Annotated in this window: 16 protein-coding genes and 1 pseudogene; all 17 read left to right on the top strand. The window is 69.0% G+C overall.

The window, feature by feature from the left end; translation table 11 throughout:
- Positions 1-92 precede the first annotated feature (92 nt).
- Positions 93-797 carry a winged helix-turn-helix transcriptional regulator gene (locus GHC57_RS12960; RefSeq protein ID WP_153344899.1) on the top strand — a complete coding sequence of 235 codons (705 nt, stop codon included), beginning with the start codon at positions 93-95 and terminating at the stop codon, positions 795-797.
- 1 nt (position 798) lies between these two features.
- Positions 799-1,299, top strand: coding sequence for a transcription termination/antitermination protein NusG (gene nusG / locus GHC57_RS12955; protein WP_153344897.1), 501 nt, complete (start codon positions 799-801; stop codon positions 1,297-1,299).
- Positions 1,300-1,610: 311 nt separating this feature from the next.
- Positions 1,611-2,777: a YncE family protein gene (locus GHC57_RS12950; protein WP_153344895.1), complete on the top strand. Its 1,167-nt coding sequence runs from the start codon at positions 1,611-1,613 to the stop codon at positions 2,775-2,777.
- A gap of 124 nt (positions 2,778-2,901) precedes the next feature.
- Positions 2,902-3,942: an N-acetylneuraminate synthase family protein gene (locus GHC57_RS12945; protein ID WP_153344893.1), complete on the top strand. Its 1,041-nt coding sequence runs from the start codon at positions 2,902-2,904 to the stop codon at positions 3,940-3,942.
- Positions 3,939-5,087, top strand: a complete 1,149-nt coding sequence (gene neuC, locus GHC57_RS12940) for a UDP-N-acetylglucosamine 2-epimerase (protein ID WP_153344891.1) — start codon at positions 3,939-3,941, stop codon at positions 5,085-5,087. The genes GHC57_RS12945 and neuC overlap by 4 nt, the downstream gene beginning before the upstream one ends.
- A gap of 70 nt (positions 5,088-5,157) precedes the next feature.
- Complete coding sequence (locus GHC57_RS12935) at positions 5,158-6,198, top strand: SDR family NAD(P)-dependent oxidoreductase (protein WP_153344889.1); 1,041 nt, start codon at positions 5,158-5,160, stop codon at positions 6,196-6,198.
- A 228-nt stretch (positions 6,199-6,426) separates the two neighbouring features.
- Positions 6,427-7,416: an NAD-dependent epimerase/dehydratase family protein gene (locus tag GHC57_RS12930; RefSeq protein WP_153344887.1), complete on the top strand. Its 990-nt coding sequence runs from the start codon at positions 6,427-6,429 to the stop codon at positions 7,414-7,416.
- 48 nt (positions 7,417-7,464) lie between these two features.
- A complete protein-coding gene (locus GHC57_RS12925; RefSeq protein WP_153344885.1) occupies positions 7,465-8,190 on the top strand; it encodes a cytidylyltransferase domain-containing protein in 726 nt (241 codons plus the stop codon).
- A 17-nt stretch (positions 8,191-8,207) separates the two neighbouring features.
- Positions 8,208-8,759 (top strand): NUDIX hydrolase, encoded by a 552-nt coding sequence (locus GHC57_RS20300; RefSeq protein ID WP_281354727.1) that lies wholly within the window; start codon positions 8,208-8,210, stop codon positions 8,757-8,759.
- A gap of 5 nt (positions 8,760-8,764) precedes the next feature.
- Positions 8,765-10,120, top strand: coding sequence for a nucleotide sugar dehydrogenase (locus GHC57_RS12915; protein WP_153344883.1), 1,356 nt, complete (start codon positions 8,765-8,767; stop codon positions 10,118-10,120).
- A gap of 21 nt (positions 10,121-10,141) precedes the next feature.
- On the top strand, positions 10,142-11,131 hold the full coding sequence (locus GHC57_RS12910) for an NAD-dependent epimerase/dehydratase family protein (RefSeq protein ID WP_153344881.1): 990 nt from the start codon (positions 10,142-10,144) through the stop codon (positions 11,129-11,131).
- 20 nt (positions 11,132-11,151) lie between these two features.
- Positions 11,152-12,399 (top strand): class I SAM-dependent methyltransferase, encoded by a 1,248-nt coding sequence (locus GHC57_RS12905; protein ID WP_153344877.1) that lies wholly within the window; start codon positions 11,152-11,154, stop codon positions 12,397-12,399.
- Between the two features lie 47 nt (positions 12,400-12,446).
- The gene (locus GHC57_RS12900) at positions 12,447-13,478 is read left to right on the top strand and encodes a Gfo/Idh/MocA family oxidoreductase (RefSeq protein ID WP_170294869.1); all 1,032 of its coding nucleotides are present in this window, start codon (positions 12,447-12,449) and stop codon (positions 13,476-13,478) included.
- The gene (locus GHC57_RS12895) at positions 13,475-14,287 is read left to right on the top strand and encodes a TylF/MycF/NovP-related O-methyltransferase (RefSeq protein WP_153344873.1); all 813 of its coding nucleotides are present in this window, start codon (positions 13,475-13,477) and stop codon (positions 14,285-14,287) included. Before GHC57_RS12900 ends, GHC57_RS12895 begins: the two co-directional genes overlap by 4 nt.
- A 34-nt stretch (positions 14,288-14,321) precedes the next feature.
- Positions 14,322-15,761, top strand: a complete 1,440-nt coding sequence (locus GHC57_RS12890; RefSeq protein WP_153344872.1) for a lipopolysaccharide biosynthesis protein — start codon at positions 14,322-14,324, stop codon at positions 15,759-15,761.
- Between the two features lie 23 nt (positions 15,762-15,784).
- A complete protein-coding gene (locus tag GHC57_RS12885) occupies positions 15,785-17,065 on the top strand; it encodes a glycosyltransferase (RefSeq protein WP_153344870.1) in 1,281 nt (426 codons plus the stop codon).
- Between the two features lie 33 nt (positions 17,066-17,098).
- A pseudogene (locus GHC57_RS12880) lies at positions 17,099-17,944 on the top strand (sulfotransferase); the annotation flags it as partial.
- Between the last annotated feature and the right edge of the window lie 107 nt (positions 17,945-18,051).

Here is an 18,051-nt window from a genome sequence, read left to right as displayed (position 1 = left end):
GATGGACCGGATGCGTCCGGATCCTCGCCGATCGATCAGAGTGGTCGTTCCACTTTTGACATGGCGGGCGCCGTGCCGTAAACGTTCATCTCATGAACATGGACTGCCCCCAGGCCTCCGATGGGCCGATCGCCACCGATGATGTCACCCTCGACCTTCTGAGGGCCATCGAGTCCGACCCGCGTCAGACTCAGCGCGGCCTTGCCACCCGCATGGGCATCGCGCTGGGCCTGACCAACGCGGTGCTGCGGCGCGCCGTGGCCAAGGGGCTGGTCAAGGTGAGCACGGCGCCGGCGCGGCGCTATGCCTATTACCTCACGCCCCAGGGATTCGCCGAGAAGTCCCGCCTGACCCTGCAGTTCATCGAACATTCGCTGCACGTCGTGCGCGAGACACGGGATGCCTTCGCGACCGAGGCCGCCACCTGCCAGCGCCAGGGCTGGACGCGCCTTGCCATTCTGGGCCCGGGCGAGATGGCCGATCTCGCGCTGATGGGCGCCCAGGAGGCGGGGATCCAGCCGGTCGCCCTGATCGTGCCGGAGCAGGCCGGACAGACAAGGTCCGGCGTCCCGGTGGTGGCCGATGTCGCGGCGGCGCGGGATCTGGCCGACGGGCGGACGCTGGATGCCCTCCTGCTGACGACGATGCTGGATGCGGCGACCCGGCGGGCAACGGCCGAATCCGCCGGCCTGGCGCCCGACCGACTGCTGGCGCCCGCCTTCCTGCGCCCGCCCGAGGCGTCGGAGCTGCCGGACCCGCCCCCGTTTGACGATGGATCGGACCGCGCGGGCCCATGACATGAAACGCTGGTACGCCGTCCATACCCAGGCCCGGGCCGAGGACAAGGCCACCTTCCACCTGCGTCGCCAGGGATACGAGGTGTACTGCCCCCGTCTGGCGCGGACGCGCCGGCACGCCCGCCGGGTCGAGACCGTCCTTCGGCCCCTGTTTCCGCGCTATCTGTTCACGTCGCTGGACGTGGACCGCCAGCCATGGCATGCAATCAACGGGACGGTCGGGGTCCAATCTTTGATCGGATGGGGCGAGCGGCCCGCACCGCTGCCGGACGGGCTGGTCGAAGCCCTGATGGTGCGGGAGTCCGAGGCGGGAGACGGACCGCCTCCCGCCCCGACCTTCCATCCCGGTGAACACGTGGTGATCGAGGACGGACCCTTCCGGGATCTGGTGGCCCGCTTCGAGACCATGGCGGACGCGGATCGGGTCACGGTGCTGCTCGATCTGCTGGGCCGCACGGTCCGCGTGACCACGCATCACACCGGCATCCGGCAGGCCGGGTAAGCCGGGCGCCCGGCGTTTCGGCGCGCGGGCGGGGATGCGAGAGCTTGAGCGTATGGCCTCCGGGTGCGGTTCACCCGGAGTGCGGTAGCGTGGACGAGTGATCCCGGCCGACGAAGCGGCGGAGGCGATGCAACGGACTAGGTATCTGCATGCCGGACGGGGCTTGCAGCCCAGTCCGGACAGCTTCGCCCAAGGATGGGGATGAAAACGGTCCGGCCGGGACTGCAACTCCCGCCCGGCACAAGGCCCGCCGCCCCATCACAGGCCGCCCCATCACCGAGAGTCTGGTTCCTGAAAGCGATGTTGACCCCATGACCACGCCCCTGTTGCGCCTCGCGGCATCACACCTGAAGGACGCCGCCGGTGGGGCCCGCGACCTGTGGCGCCTGCGCGGGTTCCTGCGGCGGCCGAAGGTCCCCGGATCCGGGACGCCCGCAGAGGCGCTGCGCGGCCTCCGGGGCCGCTATTTCGTCTCCACGGACCGGGGCATCTACCTCGCCACGCGCGCGGGGCTGTCGCCCGTGCTGCCCTTCGGCACCTTCGGCGTGGGGGTGGAGGACGGCACTCTGTATGCCTCCGTCAATCTCGCCAACTGGTCCCTCATCGTCGCGGGGGCGTTTCACGACACGCCCGACGGCATCCGCCTGGACCCCATGCGGGTCGTCTACCAGTTGGAAACCAAGTACCACTCCGACCGCATCCATCAGATCTACGTGCGGAACCGGACGATCTACGTCGCGAACACCAGGAAGAACAGCGTCGATCTCGTCGATGCGGACTCGGGTGCCCTGAAAACGAGCCTGTACCCGATCACGGATGCCTCGGGCTTTCCCATCAGCGCCGACCAGAACCACCTGAACAGCGTCTATGCCGCCGGGGATGTCCTCTGGTTCACAACCCACAACGGCGGGCATATCGGCTCCCTGCTGGGGTTCATGGACGGCACGGACGTGGTCACGGCCGGGTTCCCCAACCGGGGGGTCCACGACATCGTGCCCACATCGCAGGGGCTGGTCTTCTCGGACACCTTCGGGTCCAAGAAGGCGCGGGACCTGCGGGGCGGCGGCAACCTGTACATCGGACGCACGCCCCAGTTGCCCACCGACAGCGACCTGGGATACGTGGTGCGCGGCGTGGCCGGCCGCGGCGACGAGATGCTGATCGGCCACAGCCTGAACGCCAAGCGGCAGGACCGCTTCAAGGGCAACGGCGGCCTGCTGGTGGGCCCGCGCGGCGGGCCTTTCCAGTATCTCGCCACCCCGTTTTCGCAGGTCTACGACATCGTGCGGCTGGACGGCGGCAAGCTGGACGACGAGATCCCGGCCATGACCTCCGCCGAGGCCGAACGGCTGCTGGCGGACTCCGTCGGGCCCGTCACGCGGGCGGCCTACCACATCACAACGCCGTCCTCAGGCGAGTTCGTCTCGACCCACGAGACCGGGGAGCCCCGCGCGCCCGCCTCGGCGTCGGGCGCCTGACGGCGCCCGGGCGGGCGGCTTGCGTCCGCCGGGGACCCTTGGCATCCTTGCGCCGCGCTCATCGCGGGCGTCGAGCGGGACGGCGCGCCCCGTGCAGACCAACGACCTTTCAGGGATAACCGAGATGGCCGATTTCGAGATCAACGGGCGCCGCGTGGGCCCCGATCATCCCCCCTACGTGATCGCGGAAGCCTGCATCAATCACGAAGGCGACATCCGCATCGCGCGCGAGATGGTGTTCCACGCCCGCGCCGCCGGTGCCGACGCGATCAAGTTCCAGCTTCACGTGCTGGACGACGAGATGCTCCGCGATGCCCCGCAGTCGGCCAACTTCGACGATCCGCTGTACGACACGCTGGACCGCACCAACCTGAGCATCGCCGAGCACCTGGAACTCAAGGCGCTGTGCGAGCACATCGGCATCGACTACCTGTGCACCCCGTTCTCGGCCGCCTCCGCCGACCTGCTGGCGACCCAGATCGGCGTGCCCGCCTACAAGGTCGGGTCCGGGGAGTGCACCAACCATCCCCTTCAGCGCCACATCGCCGGCAAGGGCAAGCCGATGATCGTCTCGACCGGCATGACCGAATTGGGCGAAGTGGACGAGACGGTCGCGGTGCTGCGCGCCACCGGCACCCCGTTCGCGCTGACGCACTGCGTGTCGGCCTATCCCTGCCCCTATGACCGCGTCAACCTGGGGGTCATCCCGATCTACGCCGAGCGCTACGGCGTGCCCATCGGGCTCTCGGACCACAGCATCGGCATCTACACGTCGCTGGGCGCGGTGGCGCTGGGGGCCTGCATCATCGAGAAGCACTTCTCGCTGGACCGCACCCTGCCCGGCCCGGACCACAAGTCCTCCATCGAGCCGGACGAGCTGCGCGAGCTGGCGCGCGGCGCCCGCGCCGTCTGGGAAGCCCGGGGGGCCGAGCGAACCATCTTCCCCGAGGAGAAGGAAATCGTCGCCTGGGCGCGCGAAAGCGTGGTGTCGGTCAAGCCCATCGCCAAGGGCGCGACCATCACCGCCGACATGGTGTCGGTCAAGCGGCCCAGCCCCGGCCCGGGGGTGATCCCGGCTAAGGACCTGGAGGCCGTCATCGGCCAGACCGCCGCCGCCGACATCGGTCCGGATCGCCAGGTCCTGTGGGCGGACATCGGCCGATGAGCAAGCGGCGCATCCTCGTCACCCTGGAATCGCGGGCCACCTACGGCTATTCGCGCAACGTCATGCGGGCGATGCGGTCCGTGCCGGAGTTGGAGTGCCTGACCCTGGTCACGGGGATGCACCTGATGCCGGACATGGGCAACAGCGTGGACCTGATCCGCACCGACGGCTTTCCCGTCGATGCCGAAGTGCCCCTGGCGCCGGACGGCGGCGGAGCCGGCGCCTGGTCGAAGGCCATGGGAACGGCCATGGCCGGTTTCGCCGACGCCATGGAGCGGCTGGCGCCCGACGTCGTGCTGTTGTCGGGCGACCGCGCGGAGACCCTGACCCTGTGCGTGACGGCGGCCTACATGGGCTTGCCGGTCGCCCACATCCAGGCCGGCGACAAGTCCGGCCACATCGACGACGCCGCGCGCTACGCCATCGCCAAGCTGGCCCATGTGCATTTCGCCTCGTGCGAGGACAGCGCGCAGCGGCTGCGGAACCTGGGTGAGCAGGACTTCCGCATCCACAACACCGGCGCCCCGCAGTTGGACGACATCAACCGCGACTTCTCGGCCGATGCCGTGGAGATCGACGGCCGCGCCATCGACCTGTCGCGGCCCTATCTGCTGCTGGTCCAGCACCCCGTGATGGCGGAGCGCGAGGACGCCGGCGCCCAGATGAAGGCCACGCTGGATGCCTGCCTGGACAGCGGGCTGCCGGTGATCTGGATCTATCCCAACAGCGATCTGGGCTACGGCGAGATCGTCCGCGTCATCGAGACCTACAAGGCCCACCCGGCCATTACCGCCGTCGCCAACCTGGAGCGCGACACGTACTTCCAGTTGCTCTACAACGCGGCGGCGCTGGTCGGGAACTCGTCGAGCGGCATCCTGGAAGCGCCCTCGTTCCGCGTGCCGGTGGTCAACATCGGCAACCGCCAGCGCGGCCGCCCGCAGGCGAGCAATATCCTGAACTGCGACACCACCCAGGACGCCGTGCGGGCCGCCATCGGCACCGCGCTGACCGACGCGGCGTTCCGCCGGGCCTGCGACGGGGCCGTCAATCCCTACGGGGACGGCCAGTCCGGGCCCCGTATCTGCGCCATCCTGCGCGACCTGACCATCGACCGCCGTCTGATGGACAAGGAAACCACGTTCTGAGCGGCCGACCGTCCGGCGGCTGCGCCTCCCCCGGGAGGACCGCCGGGCGCGGCCGCGCGCGGAGTTGACCATGTCGCCTACCCTCCCCGCCGACGCCGCCCCGACCCGGCCGCGCCGCTGGCTGGTGACCGGGGCCGCCGGATTCATCGGCAGCACCCTGGCCCGCACCCTCGCCGAGCGCGGCGACACGGTCGTCGGCCTCGACAACTTCTTTTCCGGCCGGCGCGCCAACATCGAGCGGCTGGAGCGGGTCTGCGGCGACCGCTTCCACTTCATCGAGGGCGACATGCTCGACCCCGCGACCCTGGAGCGGGCCATCGCGGGGTGCGATGCGGTGGCGCATCTGGCGGCGCAGGTGGCGGTGATCCGGTCCATCGACCGGCCGGAGGAAACCCACGAGATCAACACCACCGGCTTCATGCGGGTGGCCCGCGCGGCCGGACAGGCCGGGGTGTCGCATCTGGTGTATGCCTCCAGTTGCGCCGTCTACGGCGACAACCCCGCGCTGCCGCTGCCGGAGACGGCCGAAACTCGCCCCATGAGCCCCTATGCCGCGAGCAAGCTGGCCAACGAGGCCTATGCCGGCGGCTTTTCGGTCCTGAACCCGGACCTGACCATGATCGGTCTGCGGTTCTTCAACGTGTTCGGGGCCTGGCAGGATCCCAGCGGCGGCTACGCGGCGGTCATCCCGCGCTGGACCGAGCGCCTGCTGAAGGGCGACCAGGCCATCCTGTTCGGCGACGGCAGCGCCACGCGGGATTTCGTCCACGTCGCCAACGTGTGCGACGCCATCCTGGCCGCCGCCGAGGCGGGGCCGGCGCAGGCGGGCGGCGTGTACAACGTGGCCACCGGCGTTGCAACCCGGCTGGACACGCTCTACACCGTGCTCAGCGGCCTGCTGGTGGAAGCGGGCCGGCTCCCTGAGCGCCCGGACCCCGACCACCGCCCCTGGCGGGCCGGCGAGATCCTGCATTCGTACGCCGACACCCGCGGCGCGGCCACCGCTCTGGGGTTCAGCGCCGCCGTGGACCTGGAACAGGGCCTGCGGCGCATGCTGACCGAGGAATACGGTCTGGCGCTGCTTGGTGCCTCTGATCCCAACGGCATCTGACGATGACCGTTGGAGTCCGTGGCCGGCCCTCTCCCCCACCCGGCCACCCAACGCGAGTATCCTGTGGGTGGCCGGGTGGGGGAGAGGGCCGGTGCCGCCCTGGCACCGCTTCGCGGTGCCATTCCTAAACGTTTGGGTGCCCGCTGTGGGGTGCCCAGGGTGGGTTGAGTCAAACTCATCGGCCGCTGGTATGATTTCTCAATGCTGAACGCAAAGGCCTGACCGTCCATGACCGAACGGATCTTCATCACTGGCGGCAGCGGCCTGATCGGCCTGACGCTGGCGCGTCACCTCGTGGATCATGGCTATGCCCTGACCCTGTTCGACCTGGGCGAGCAGTTCGCCCGGCGCCAGAAGGAGATTGAGGACCTTCAGGCGCGTGGCGACGTGGCCATTCAGGTCGGCACCATCATGGACCGCTGGTCGGTCACCCTGGCCGCGAAGGGCTGCACCGCCGTCGTCCATCTGGCGGCCATGCTGGGGGTGCGCCGCACCGAGGAAAACCGGCTGCTGTGCATGGACATCAACGTCAACGGCACCGAAAACGTGCTGAACGCCTGCGTCCAGAACGGCATCGGACATTTCGTGCTGGCGTCGTCCTCCGAGGTGTACGGCGAGCCCACATCCAATCCGGTCCATGAAGGCGTGGAGACGAAAGGCAAGACGGTCTACGCCGTCTCCAAGCTGGCGGCGGAGGAACTGACCAAGGGCTATCACCAGCTTCATCCGTCCATCGACTACACCATCGTCCGCTTCTTCAACACCTACGGTGAAGGCCAGGTCGCCCAGTTCGTGGTGTCCCGGTTCGTCAAGCGGGTCCTGGAGGGCAAGAACCCCCAGGTCTACGGCGACGGCTCGCAGGTCCGCTCCTTCTGCCATGTGCAGGATTCGGTCGAGGGGGTGCGGGCCATCCTGGAAAACCCGGTGGCCCGCAACCGGGTCTTCAACATCGGCAACTCGCGCGAGGTCTTCACGCTGACCGAAGCCGCCCGGAAGGTCATCGCCACCCTCAAGCCAGACTCCGGCCTGTCCGTGGATTACGTGCCCCTGGAAAGCTCCGACCGCGCGCCGGAACGGGAAATCCTCATCCGCTACTGCGACAACAGTCTGGCGGTGAAGGACCTCGGCTTCGCGCCGAAGGTGACGCTGGAGGAGGGCATCCGCCGCATCGCCGACAGCGTCATTCACGACAACTGGACGAACTGGTCCGAGACGTGACCGTGGCGATGCAAGACACCTTTCGGCCCACCGGAACGGGGGCGGACCGTGATTGACGGGAAACGCTTTCTGGCGGTCGTCCCGGCGCGCGGCGGCTCCAAGTCGGTGCCCGGCAAGAACATCCGCTCGCTGGGCGGGCGGCCGCTGCTGGCGCATACGCTGGCGCAGGCGGCGGCGGTGCCGGCGCTGGATGCCGTGGTGGTCTCGACGGACGACGAGACGATCGCCGCCACCGCCGCGCAATACGACGGGCGCGTGGTGCACCGGCCGGCCGACCTGGCGACGGACACCGCGCCGACCGAATGGGCGCTGCTGCACGCCCTGGACACGCTGGAGGCCGCCGGCGAGGCCTTCGACTACGTCATGGTGCTGGAACCCACCTCGCCCTTCCGCCGGCCCGCGACCATCGCCGCCTGCATGGACCACATCGTTGCCCATGACGGCCGCTCGCTGATGACCGTGACCGAAAGCCGCGCCAACATCGGCCGCGTCGCCGACGGTATGTTCCGGCCGCTGGTGCCCGGCGCGCCCCGGCGCCGTCAGGACCGGCAGGCGTTCCACATCGAAAGCAGCACCGTCTATGTCGCCCGGACGGACTTCCTGCGGGCCACCGGCTCGCTGGTCTGCGACGACTGGCTGGCCGTGGTGGTGGACGAGGCCGAGGCCGTGGACATCAACACACCGCTGGACTTCGCCCTCGCCGAAGCGATGCTCGCGCACGCGGAATCGGGGCGCGCGGACTCTGGCGGTGCGGACGGGGCGGCATCGGGATGACCGGGGGACAGGACACCATGGACGCACCGGCCTTTCCCCGCGTGGTGTCGTGCCGCAGCGATCGCCTGTCGCCGTGGACGGAGTTGATCGAGACCCGCATCCAGGACGCCCCGGCGGCGGAACCGCGCACGTTCCATTCCATGCGGACGGCCGACTACGTCGCCATTCTGGCGCTGACGCCCGACGGCCGCGTCCCGCTGGTGCGGCAGTACCGCCCGGCCGTGCAGGCCTGGTCGCTGGAACTGCCCGCCGGCCTGCTGGAACCCGGCGAGACCCCGGAGGACTGCGCGCGGCGCGAACTGGAGGAGGAAAGCGGCTTCTCCGCCGACCGCATCGTGCCGCTGGGCGCCATGTACGCCGATACCGGCCGCCTGAGTGCGCGGCTGCATGGCTTCTGGAGCGACTCGCTGCGCCCCGTGCCCGACTGGCAGCCCGAGGAGGGCGTGCTGGCGGACCCCCTGGACCTGGATGACTTCATGCAGCTTGTCGGGCGCGGCGAACTCGCCCTGGCGTCCCACGTCGCCCTGGTGGGGCTCGCCCTCACCCGTGGCCTTCTTCCGAGGCGTTGACCCCCATGCTGGTGCCCGAGAGTTTTCCTGACCGTTCGATCTGCATCCTGGGTCTCGGCTATGTCGGGCTCACCCTGGCCGCGACCATGGCCGATATCGGCTTTGACGTGCTGGGCGTTGAGGTCCGGCCCGAGGTCGTCGAGGGCCTGCGCCAGGGCCGGCCGCACTTCCACGAACCGGGGCTGGAGGACCAGCTTCGCCGGGTGCTCGACCGGGGGACGCTGCGGGTCGAGACGGCCATCCCGGACGATCACCGCTCCCGCGTGTTCATCATCACGGTGGGCACACCGCTGGGTCCCGACGGCCGGGCTCGTCTGGACATGATCGAGCGCGCAACCGGCGAGGTGGCCGCGGCCATGCCGGAGAACGCCCTGGTGCTTCTGCGCTCCACCGTGCGCCTGGGCACCACGCGCGCCGTGGCCGTGCCCATCCTGGAGACGGCGGGTGTGCCCTTCGATCTGGCGTTCTGCCCGGAACGCACCCTGGAAGGCGTGGCCCTCCAGGAACTGCGCGCGCTGCCGCAGATCGTCGGCGGCAGCACCATGGCGGCCACCATCCGCGCCGCGCAGTTGTTCCAGTTCGTCACCCCCACCATCGTGCGCGTGCGCGACCCCGAGACGGCCGAGATGATCAAGCTGGTGGACAACGCCCAGCGCGACGTGCAGTTCGCCTACGCCAACGAGGTCGCCCGTGTCTGCGACGCCATCGGCGTCAGCGCCCGCGAGGTGATCGCCGCCGGCAAGCTGGGCTATCCACGCACCAACCTGCCGATGCCCGGCCCGGTGGGCGGCCCCTGCCTGGAGAAGGATCCCTACATCCTGGCCGAGGGCCTGGAGCGCTACGGCATCGCGCCGGACATCACCCTGACCGCCCGCCGCCTGAACGAGCGCCAGCCGCAGGAGACCATGGACTTCCTGGCCGGCACCGCTCGCGCGCTGGGTGGGTTCCCCGAGCGCCCGGTCATCGCGCTGATGGGTCTTGCCTTCAAGGGGCGGCCGGCCACCGACGACCTGCGCGGCACCATGGCCCGGCCGATCCTGGCCGCCCTGCGCGGGCACTTCCCCGACGCCGAATACCGGGGCTATGACTCGGTCGTCCCGGCCGCCGGCATCCAGGCGATGGGACTGGCCCCGACCGGGACCTTGGCGGATGCCATGAACGGCGCGCACCTGGTGGTGATCGCCAACAATCATCCGGATTTCTCGGCCATGCCGATCGAGACCCTGAGCCACACGATGGCCCGCCCGGGGCTGATCTACGACTACTGGAACGGGTTTGACGGCCGCGAACTGTGCCTCGCCCCGGGATGCGCCTACTTCGCCCTGGGCAGCCACGGCGCCGTCCGCCCCACAACCGCCTGACGTTCTCTGTTCGAGGCTTTCATGTCTACACCCCTGACTCTGGTGACCGGCGGGACCGGCTTTCTCGGTGCCGCTCTCGTGCGCCGCCTCGTCGCCGACGGCGAGCGGGTCCGCGTTCTCGACAACAACTGGCGCGGGCGGCCCCGCCGACTGGGCGATGCCGCCGACGCGATCGATCTTGTGGTGGCGGACATCCGCGACCCCGAGGCCGTCAAGGCCGCAACCGCCGGCGTGGACCGCGTGGTGCATATGAGCGCCGTGAACGGCACCCGCTTCTTCTACGAACAGCCCGAACTGGTCATCGACGTGGCGGTGCGCGGCATCCTGAACGTCATCGATGCCTGCCGCGCCCACGGCGTGGACGATCTGGTGGTGGCGTCCAGCTCCGAGGCGTACCAGTCGCCGCAGCAGATTCCGACACCGGAAGACGTGCCCCTGGTCGTGCCGGACGTGCTCAATACCCGCTATTCCTACGGTGGCAGCAAGCTGGCCAGCGAGCTGATCGCGCTGAACTACGCGCTGGAGGGCCCGACGCGAACCATCGTGTTCCGCCCGCACAACGTGTACGGCCCGGACATGGGCTGGGAGCATGTCATTCCGGAGATCACCAGCCGCGCCATGCAGGCCATCGCGGCCGCCCCGGACGACGGGCCGGTGCCGTTCGAGATTCACGGCGACGGCCAGCAGACCCGGGCCTTCATCCATGTGGACGATTTCACCGACGGCCTGCTGGTGGCGATCCGCAAGGGCGAGCCCCGCAACGTCTATCACATCGGCAACCCGGACGAGGTCCGGATCGCCGACCTGACCCGGCAGGTGTTCGCCGTGTTCGGGCGCGAGCCCGACCTGCGGTCTCGTCCGGCCCCCGCCGGCGAGACGCGGCGCCGCTGCCCGGACATCGCCAAGCTCCGCGCCCTCGGGTTCACGCCGTCCGTGCCGCTCGCCCAGGGCCTGCCGCCGGTGGTCCAATGGTACCGTGACCACCAGGACCTCCGCTCCTCTTCCGCCTGATTGATGGGACCGACAGAGCCATGACCGCCAGCCATTCGCATCCAATCACGGCCTGCCAGATCTGCGGCTCGGCCGATCTGGCTTCGCTGCTGTTCCTGGGCTACGTGCCCCCGGTGAACACCATGCCGCCGCTGGGCGAGCGCGCCGACGAGCAGCCGGCCTTTCCACTGGAACTGCTGCGCTGCGGCGACTGCGGGCTGGTCCAGATCGGCCAGGAGGTTTCGGCGGAGGTGCTGTTCCCGCACTCCTATCCGTACCTCAGCGGCACGACGAAGATCCTCAGCCGCAACTTCGCCGACCTGCAGGCGGAGGCACAGGACATCCTGGGCCTGTCGGCCGATGACCTGGTGATCGATGTCGGCTCCAACGACGGCACCCTTCTGGCCAACTTCCACACGGCGGGCAACCGTGTGCTCGGCATCGAGCCCTCGCAGGCCGGCGACGTCGCCCGCCGCAACGGCATCGAGACGCTGACCGCCTATTTCGGGCGCGAGACCGCCGCCCGTGTCGCCGAAAGCCACGGCACGGCCAAGCTGGTGACTGCGGCCAACGTGTTCGCGCACATCGCCCAGCCGCACGAGGTGACCGCCGGCATTGTCGATCTGCTGGCCCCGGACGGCGTGTTCGTCTCGGAATCCCACTACCTGCTCGATCTGGTTCAGACCGTGCAGTACGACACGATCTACCACGAGCACCTGCGCTACTACGCGCTCGGCTCGTTGATGCGCCTGCTGGGCGATCACGGCCTGGAGGTGTTCCACGTCAAGCGCATCCCGACCCACGGCGGCTCGATCCGGGTCTATGCCGCGCGCCCGGGCACATACGACGTGCGCCCCTCGGTCGCCGAGCGGCTGGCCGACGAAGCGGCGGCCGGGATCACGGACGGCAGCGCCCTGCAGACCTTCCGCGAGGCCGTCGTGCGCTCCAAGGTCGAGCTGTATGCCCTGCTCAACGACATCCGCAAGCCCGGTGTGCGCATCGTGGGCATCGGCGCGCCGTCGCGCGCCAGCACGCTGATCGCCTACACCGGCCTGGATGACGGCATGGTCGAGGCGGTGCTGGAGGTCTCCAGCTCCCACAAGCTGAACAAGTACATTCCCGGAACCCGCATCCCCGTGGTGGACGAGGCCATGCTGTTCGATGAACAGCCGGACTATGCCCTGCTGCTGTCGTGGCACATCGCCGACGAACTGGCCGAGGTGCTGCGCAGGAAGGGCTATCGCGGTCGCTTCATCGCGCCGCTGCCCACGCCCCGGATCATCGAATGACGCCAGTCCGGGCCGGTCGCGGCGTGTCAGGGAGTCGGACGTTGCGCGTGGCCACGCTGGGCCTGGGGTTTGGCGCGGCGGCGCACGTGCCGGCCTTCGCCAGCCTGCCCGGCGTGGAGGTGGTCGGACTGGCCGGGCGGGACGCTGTCAAAGCGCAGGCCGCGGCCGACCGGATGGGTGTACCCCGGGGCGTGGCCGGGATCAGGGACCTGTTGGCCCTGGCGCCGGACATCGTCACCATCGCCGTCCCGCCGCGCGCCGTGGCGGCGGCGGTTCTGCCGGCCCTGGAGGCGGGCTGCGCGGTGTTCTGCGAAAAACCGCTTGGCCCGGACGTGGCCACCGCGCAGCGGCTGGCGGAGGCCGCGCGAGGTATCCCGACGGCGGTGGACTTCCAGTTCGCCATGCTGCCGGCCTTCGGGCGCCTGCACGATCTGGTGCGGACCGGCCGCCTGGGCCGGTTGCGTCACGTCCAGGTCACCTGGCTGGTGGAGTCCTATGCGCTGCGCAAGGGCCTGTCCAACTGGAAGACCGGGCAGGACGAGGGCGGCGTAATGACCCTGTTGGCCAGCCACCTGCTGTATCTGGCCGAATGGCTGTTCGGGCCGGTCTGCCGGATCCAGGCGCATCTGACGGCGACGGCCGCGCCGGAGGCCGGCTCGTCCGCCGACGATCTGGCCGAGGTGCGGCTTACCTTCGCGAACGGCGGCACGCTGTCGGCGGTCGTGGGCAACGCCAACCCCGGCCTGCACCGCCACCTGTGGCACGTGGTGGGGGCGGAGGGGTCGCTGGTCCTGGACAACCCGACGCCGGACTACATGCGCGGATTTTCCCTGACGGGCGCCGGGGTGCTGGCGGACGAACAGATGCACGACCCGGCCGAGAGCGAGGGCGACGGCCGCATCCCGCCGGTGCGGGCGCTGGCCGAACGCTTCGTGGCGGCGGTGCGCGGCCCCGATGCGGCGGGTCTCGTGCCCGGGTTCGCCGAGGGCCTTCGGGTGCAACATCTCATCGCGGCCGTGCAGGACAGTGCCGCACACGACCGGACCGTGAGCCAGACTGAGGATGGAACGTGGCCATGACGAGTTGGCAGGACAGGGTGCGCACAACGCTGTACCCCGTGTATCAGCAGGCCCCGGCGCCGGTGAAAAAGCTGTTCCGGTTCGGATCGGGTGTCGTCAACTCGCCGCTTCTGTCGGCCCGGCAGAAGTGGATCCGGGATTCCTATACGGCGTTCCAGCATGACGACCGCCGGCGGCTGTTCATGGGCATCGCCCAGTTCGCCCACACCAACCGGCCCATTGACGGCTATTACATGGAGTTCGGCTCGCACGAGGCCAACACCATGCGAATGGCCTGGGACAGCTTCCACCACCTTTTGGACTGGTCGTACATCGCCTTCGATTCCTTCGAGGGCCTGCCGAAGATCGACACCATCGACGAACAGGACGTCTGGGAAGAGGGCAAGCTGAAGACCGAGGAACGCCGGTTCACCGAGATCTGCGTGCGCCACGGCATCCCCCGGGACCGGCTGCGCACGGTCAAGGGCTTCTACGACGCCAGCCTGACACCGGCCCTGAAGACGGAATTGCTGCCCACCCGGGCCGCCGTCATCTATGTGGACTGCGACCTGTACGCCTCGACCGTGCCCGTCCTGGAGTTCTGCAAGGACTTCCTGCAGACGGGCACCATCATCGTGTTCGACGACTGGAACTGCTTCCACGGCGACCCGGACCGGGGTGAACGGCGCGCGTGGCGCGAATTCCGCGAGCGTCACCCGGCGCTGCGCTTTGAGCCGTTCATCGGCAACAGCATGCAGCAGGCGTTCATCTGCATCCACCCGGGCGACGGGGAGGCGGCAGTAGACAATGCGGTCGGGGACGCCCGATGACCACCAGCCCGTCCGCAGAGACCGGGGGGCGCCTGTGGCGCGACTAGCCTCGCAATCCGTGGTTTATCTTGGGGCCAGCCTGCTCAGCACGGCCGTGGCCCTGGCGGTCATTCCACTGGCCACCCGGATCATCGGGCCGGACGAGTACGGCGCCCTCGCCCTTGCGGTGGGCCTGGCCGGGCTGGTCACGGGGCTGGCGCAGGCCGCCCCCGGCTACGTGCTGCAGGAGTTCCTGCCGAGCGCCACGGGGGCGCGCGCCGCCGGGCTCGTCAGCACGGCCCTGGTGGCGGCGGCGGCGGCGGGCCTCGTGGGCGTGCTCCTGCTGGCGCCCCTCACCTACGCCGTGGCCCCGCTGCTGTTCGACCTGACGCCGGGCGGCATGGCCGGCCTTCAGATCGCCATCGTCGCCACCGCCCTGGCGGTGCCGTGGATGGTCTGCACGGACGTGCTGATCCTGCGGGGCCGCGCGATCACCTTCGCCGCGGGCACGGTGGGGCAGTCGGTGGTGAACGGCCTGACCACGCTGTGGTTCCTGTACGTGGTGCCGTGGCCGCACCTGGCCCTGTTCCTGGGCTACGCGGCCGGACAGGTGGCGCTGCTGGCGTTCAGTGTGTTCGCGCTGCGGCGGCAAGTCCGGATCCGGATCGAGCGATCCTGGTTCGCGGACATGCGCCGGTCCGCCCTGGCGCTCGGCGGCGCGCGCATGGCGGAGGTCGGGCGGTCCCTGTTCGAGCGCAGCTATATCGGCGCATGGGTCGGCGTGGGCGAGTTGGGCCTGTTCGCCCACGCCCAGTTGTATCGCAATCTGGCCATGCGGGGCCTGAAGTCCATTACCCTCGCCATCCATCCCCTGGCCCTGCGCGAGGCGGCGGAACCGGACCCGCCGTTCAAGACGTCGCTGGCGACGTGGCAGCTCGCACAAAGCGGCATCGCGCTGGGCTGCATCGGCTTCGCGCTGTTCGGCCGGGACGTCATCGGCCTGCTGACCAACGGCAAGTTCGTCGAGGCGACCCCGCTGGCCTTCCTTCTGCTGCTCGCGCTGCTGCTGCAGACGCTGGGCATCCGCGAACAGTATCTGCTGATCGCGCGGCTTCAGGGGGCGAAGGTGTCCCACGCGCTGACGATCAGCATCGCGGTGGCCATCGCGGCGATGGTGGCCGCCGTCCCGGTCCTCGGGGCCATCGCCGTGGCCGGGGCGCTGGTGCTGCAATCGCTGATCCAGCGCGCGATCATCGTCGTCTGGGCCCGGCGTGTGGCGCCCCTGCCCCTGCGCGAGGCCCATCTGGCGGTGGGGCTGGCGCTGAGCGTGGCGGCCTACCTCTGGGCCGATCTGGCCGCCCCCGGGCTGGTGGAGCGCGCGCTCGTTCTGGCGGCGATCGCCGCTGTCGGCGCGGTGCTGCTGCGCCACAACCTGCGCCAGTTCGTCGCCTTCCGTGAACGGGCACAGCCAGCCGCGCCGTCCTCGGCCCCCTAGCCTTTCCAGAGCAGAGCCTCGCCATGACACAACGACCGCACCTGCTGATCGCCTCGGGCGTCTGGCCCCATGTCGTCGCCAACCGCGAGGCGGCCAACGTCATCAGCCACGAGATCACGCACGAGCTGGCTCGGTCCGGCGCCTTCCGGATCACCTATGCCTTCGTCGGGCCGGAAGTCGCGGCGATCCCGGCGGCGGCCCAGACGGAGATCGAGGCCCTGCGCGCGCTGGGCGTGGAGTTCCTGGAGCCCGTGATCGTCCCCGCCACGTCCGCCGGCGCCCGTGGCCCGGCCAAACGCCTGATGTGCGCCCTGCGCGGCCGCCCCGAACGCATGCTGACGGGCATCGACGGCGGCCCGGCGCTGATGCGCGCGCTCGGCGACCGGCGGCCGGATGCGGCCCTCACCCTGTGGTCGGAGACCGCCACCAACCTTGTCAGCACCCTGCCGGTGCCACGCCGCTTCAGCTATGCGGGCAACCCCGACCACAAGGTGCTGGACGCCCGCCTGGACCTGGCCGAACGCCTGCACGGACGCTCCGCCCTTGCCAGCGCCCGCAACACGATCCGGCGCCAGATCACCAAGAGCGCGCACATGCGGGTCGTGCGACGGCTGGACCGGATGTGGAACGTGGCCGCCAACGACGCCGCCGACTACCGCGCGGCGGGGATCAAGGCCGTCTACCTGCAGAATATGTGGCCGGCCGCCGTCCGCCAGGACTGGGAGGCCGAGCGTGACGCCCGCGAGCAGACCGCGCCCGTCAAGATCGTCGGCAACGTCGGCAACCTGTTCGCCACCGGCAACAGTTACGGCCTGCTCACCCTGGGCTGCGAGATCCTGCCCGAACTCAAGCGCCTGCTGGGGGACGGCGGGTTCGAGATCCACCTGTTCGGCGGCGGCCAGCCGCATCCGGCGGTCGCGCCGCACCTGCGGGACCCGCACATCAGGATCCGGGGCTTCGTCGAGGACCTGGACGCCGAGATGCTGTCGGCGCCGGTCTTCCTGGTCGCCAACAACAGCCAGAAGTTCAAGGTCGGTCATACCCGCTTCCTGCACGCCTGGTCGCTGGGGGCGGCGGTGGTGGGCTTCGGCGACAGCCGCGAGGCCATGCCGGAGATCGAGCACGGCCGCAACGCCATGCTCGGCGAGACCCCGGCCGAGGTCGCCGGGCTGGTCGCCGATCTGGCCCGGGACGCCGTCCTGCGCCGCATGATCGGGCGCAACGGCGCGGCCATGCTCGACACCGTGTTTTCTCCGGCGCGAGTCGCGCGGGTCATCGCGGACGACATTTCGAGCGCCCTCTGAAGCAGTCTGGGCAGGCTTGGGTGCTGATCCGAAATGGCCAAGGCCGCCCCCTGCCGACTGAGCACACCTCTATCGATTCGGTCGAGGATTGGCATGAACCTTAAGAGTTATCTTTTCAAGCTTTCGCAGCCCATGAGGAAGCAGGTTGCTGACCTTCAGGCCCCCGTATTCATTTCGGGAAACGGGGAGAGCGGCACTCATGTCGTCCTTGACGTTTTCGCTCTCTCAGGCGCCTTCTCATATACTGGCACGTATGGTGACCGAAAGAAGGGTCTATTTGATCCGACCTACGGCTCGAAACCCAGCACGGGCTCACTCAAACCGATCGAAGGAATCCTTCATTATTGGTCAGGCGTCGGACTTCCCTGGGAACGGCCGGGGGAGTGGGAAATGCACGCACCGCTGACTCTCAAGGACTGCGGGAAACTTGACACGGAGGAAGTGCGGCGACGTTATGCGCGCGCAGGCGCGGCATTGCCTTGGGCTCGGAGTCACCAACCCAAGCCGCCGCTGGACAAGATGCCGACCTATGTCCTGATGACTGAAATTATTGATAGGGTCTTTCCCGAGGCGCGCCATGTCATTGTCGTCCGGGACCCGCGCGCCGTTTGGCGCTCAATCCTGCGGCGCTGGCGGGATCCGAGCTATGACCCGCACTTCCAAGGCTATCCAAGTGGATTTTATGGAAATGTCTTTCTGCCAGGACACGAGAAAGTATTAGAAGAGTCGGATGAAATCCGTATTGCCTTTACAACCACGCGCATCCTCGAGTTGGCCTTGGAGGTCAAAAAGAAGGCGCCAGACCGGGTGTTTTTAATTTGCTTTGAAGAACTCTGCGCAAACCCCAGGAGTATTTTAAAAAAAATAGAAAACAGATTCAGCTTCTCTTATGCCGACGAAATCGTAAATAAGGCTTATCCCTTTGCTTCCGGCGCGATCAACATATCGTAGGAGATTGGGCCTTTGGTGGTGGCGATGCCCAGGAG

This window comes from Roseospira navarrensis, assembly GCF_009601025.1.
GTDB classification, from domain to species: Bacteria; Pseudomonadota; Alphaproteobacteria; order Rhodospirillales; family Rhodospirillaceae; genus Rhodospira; species Rhodospira navarrensis.
Note: the sequence above shows the minus strand (reverse complement) of the source record. Positions and strands in the feature narration are given on the sequence as shown.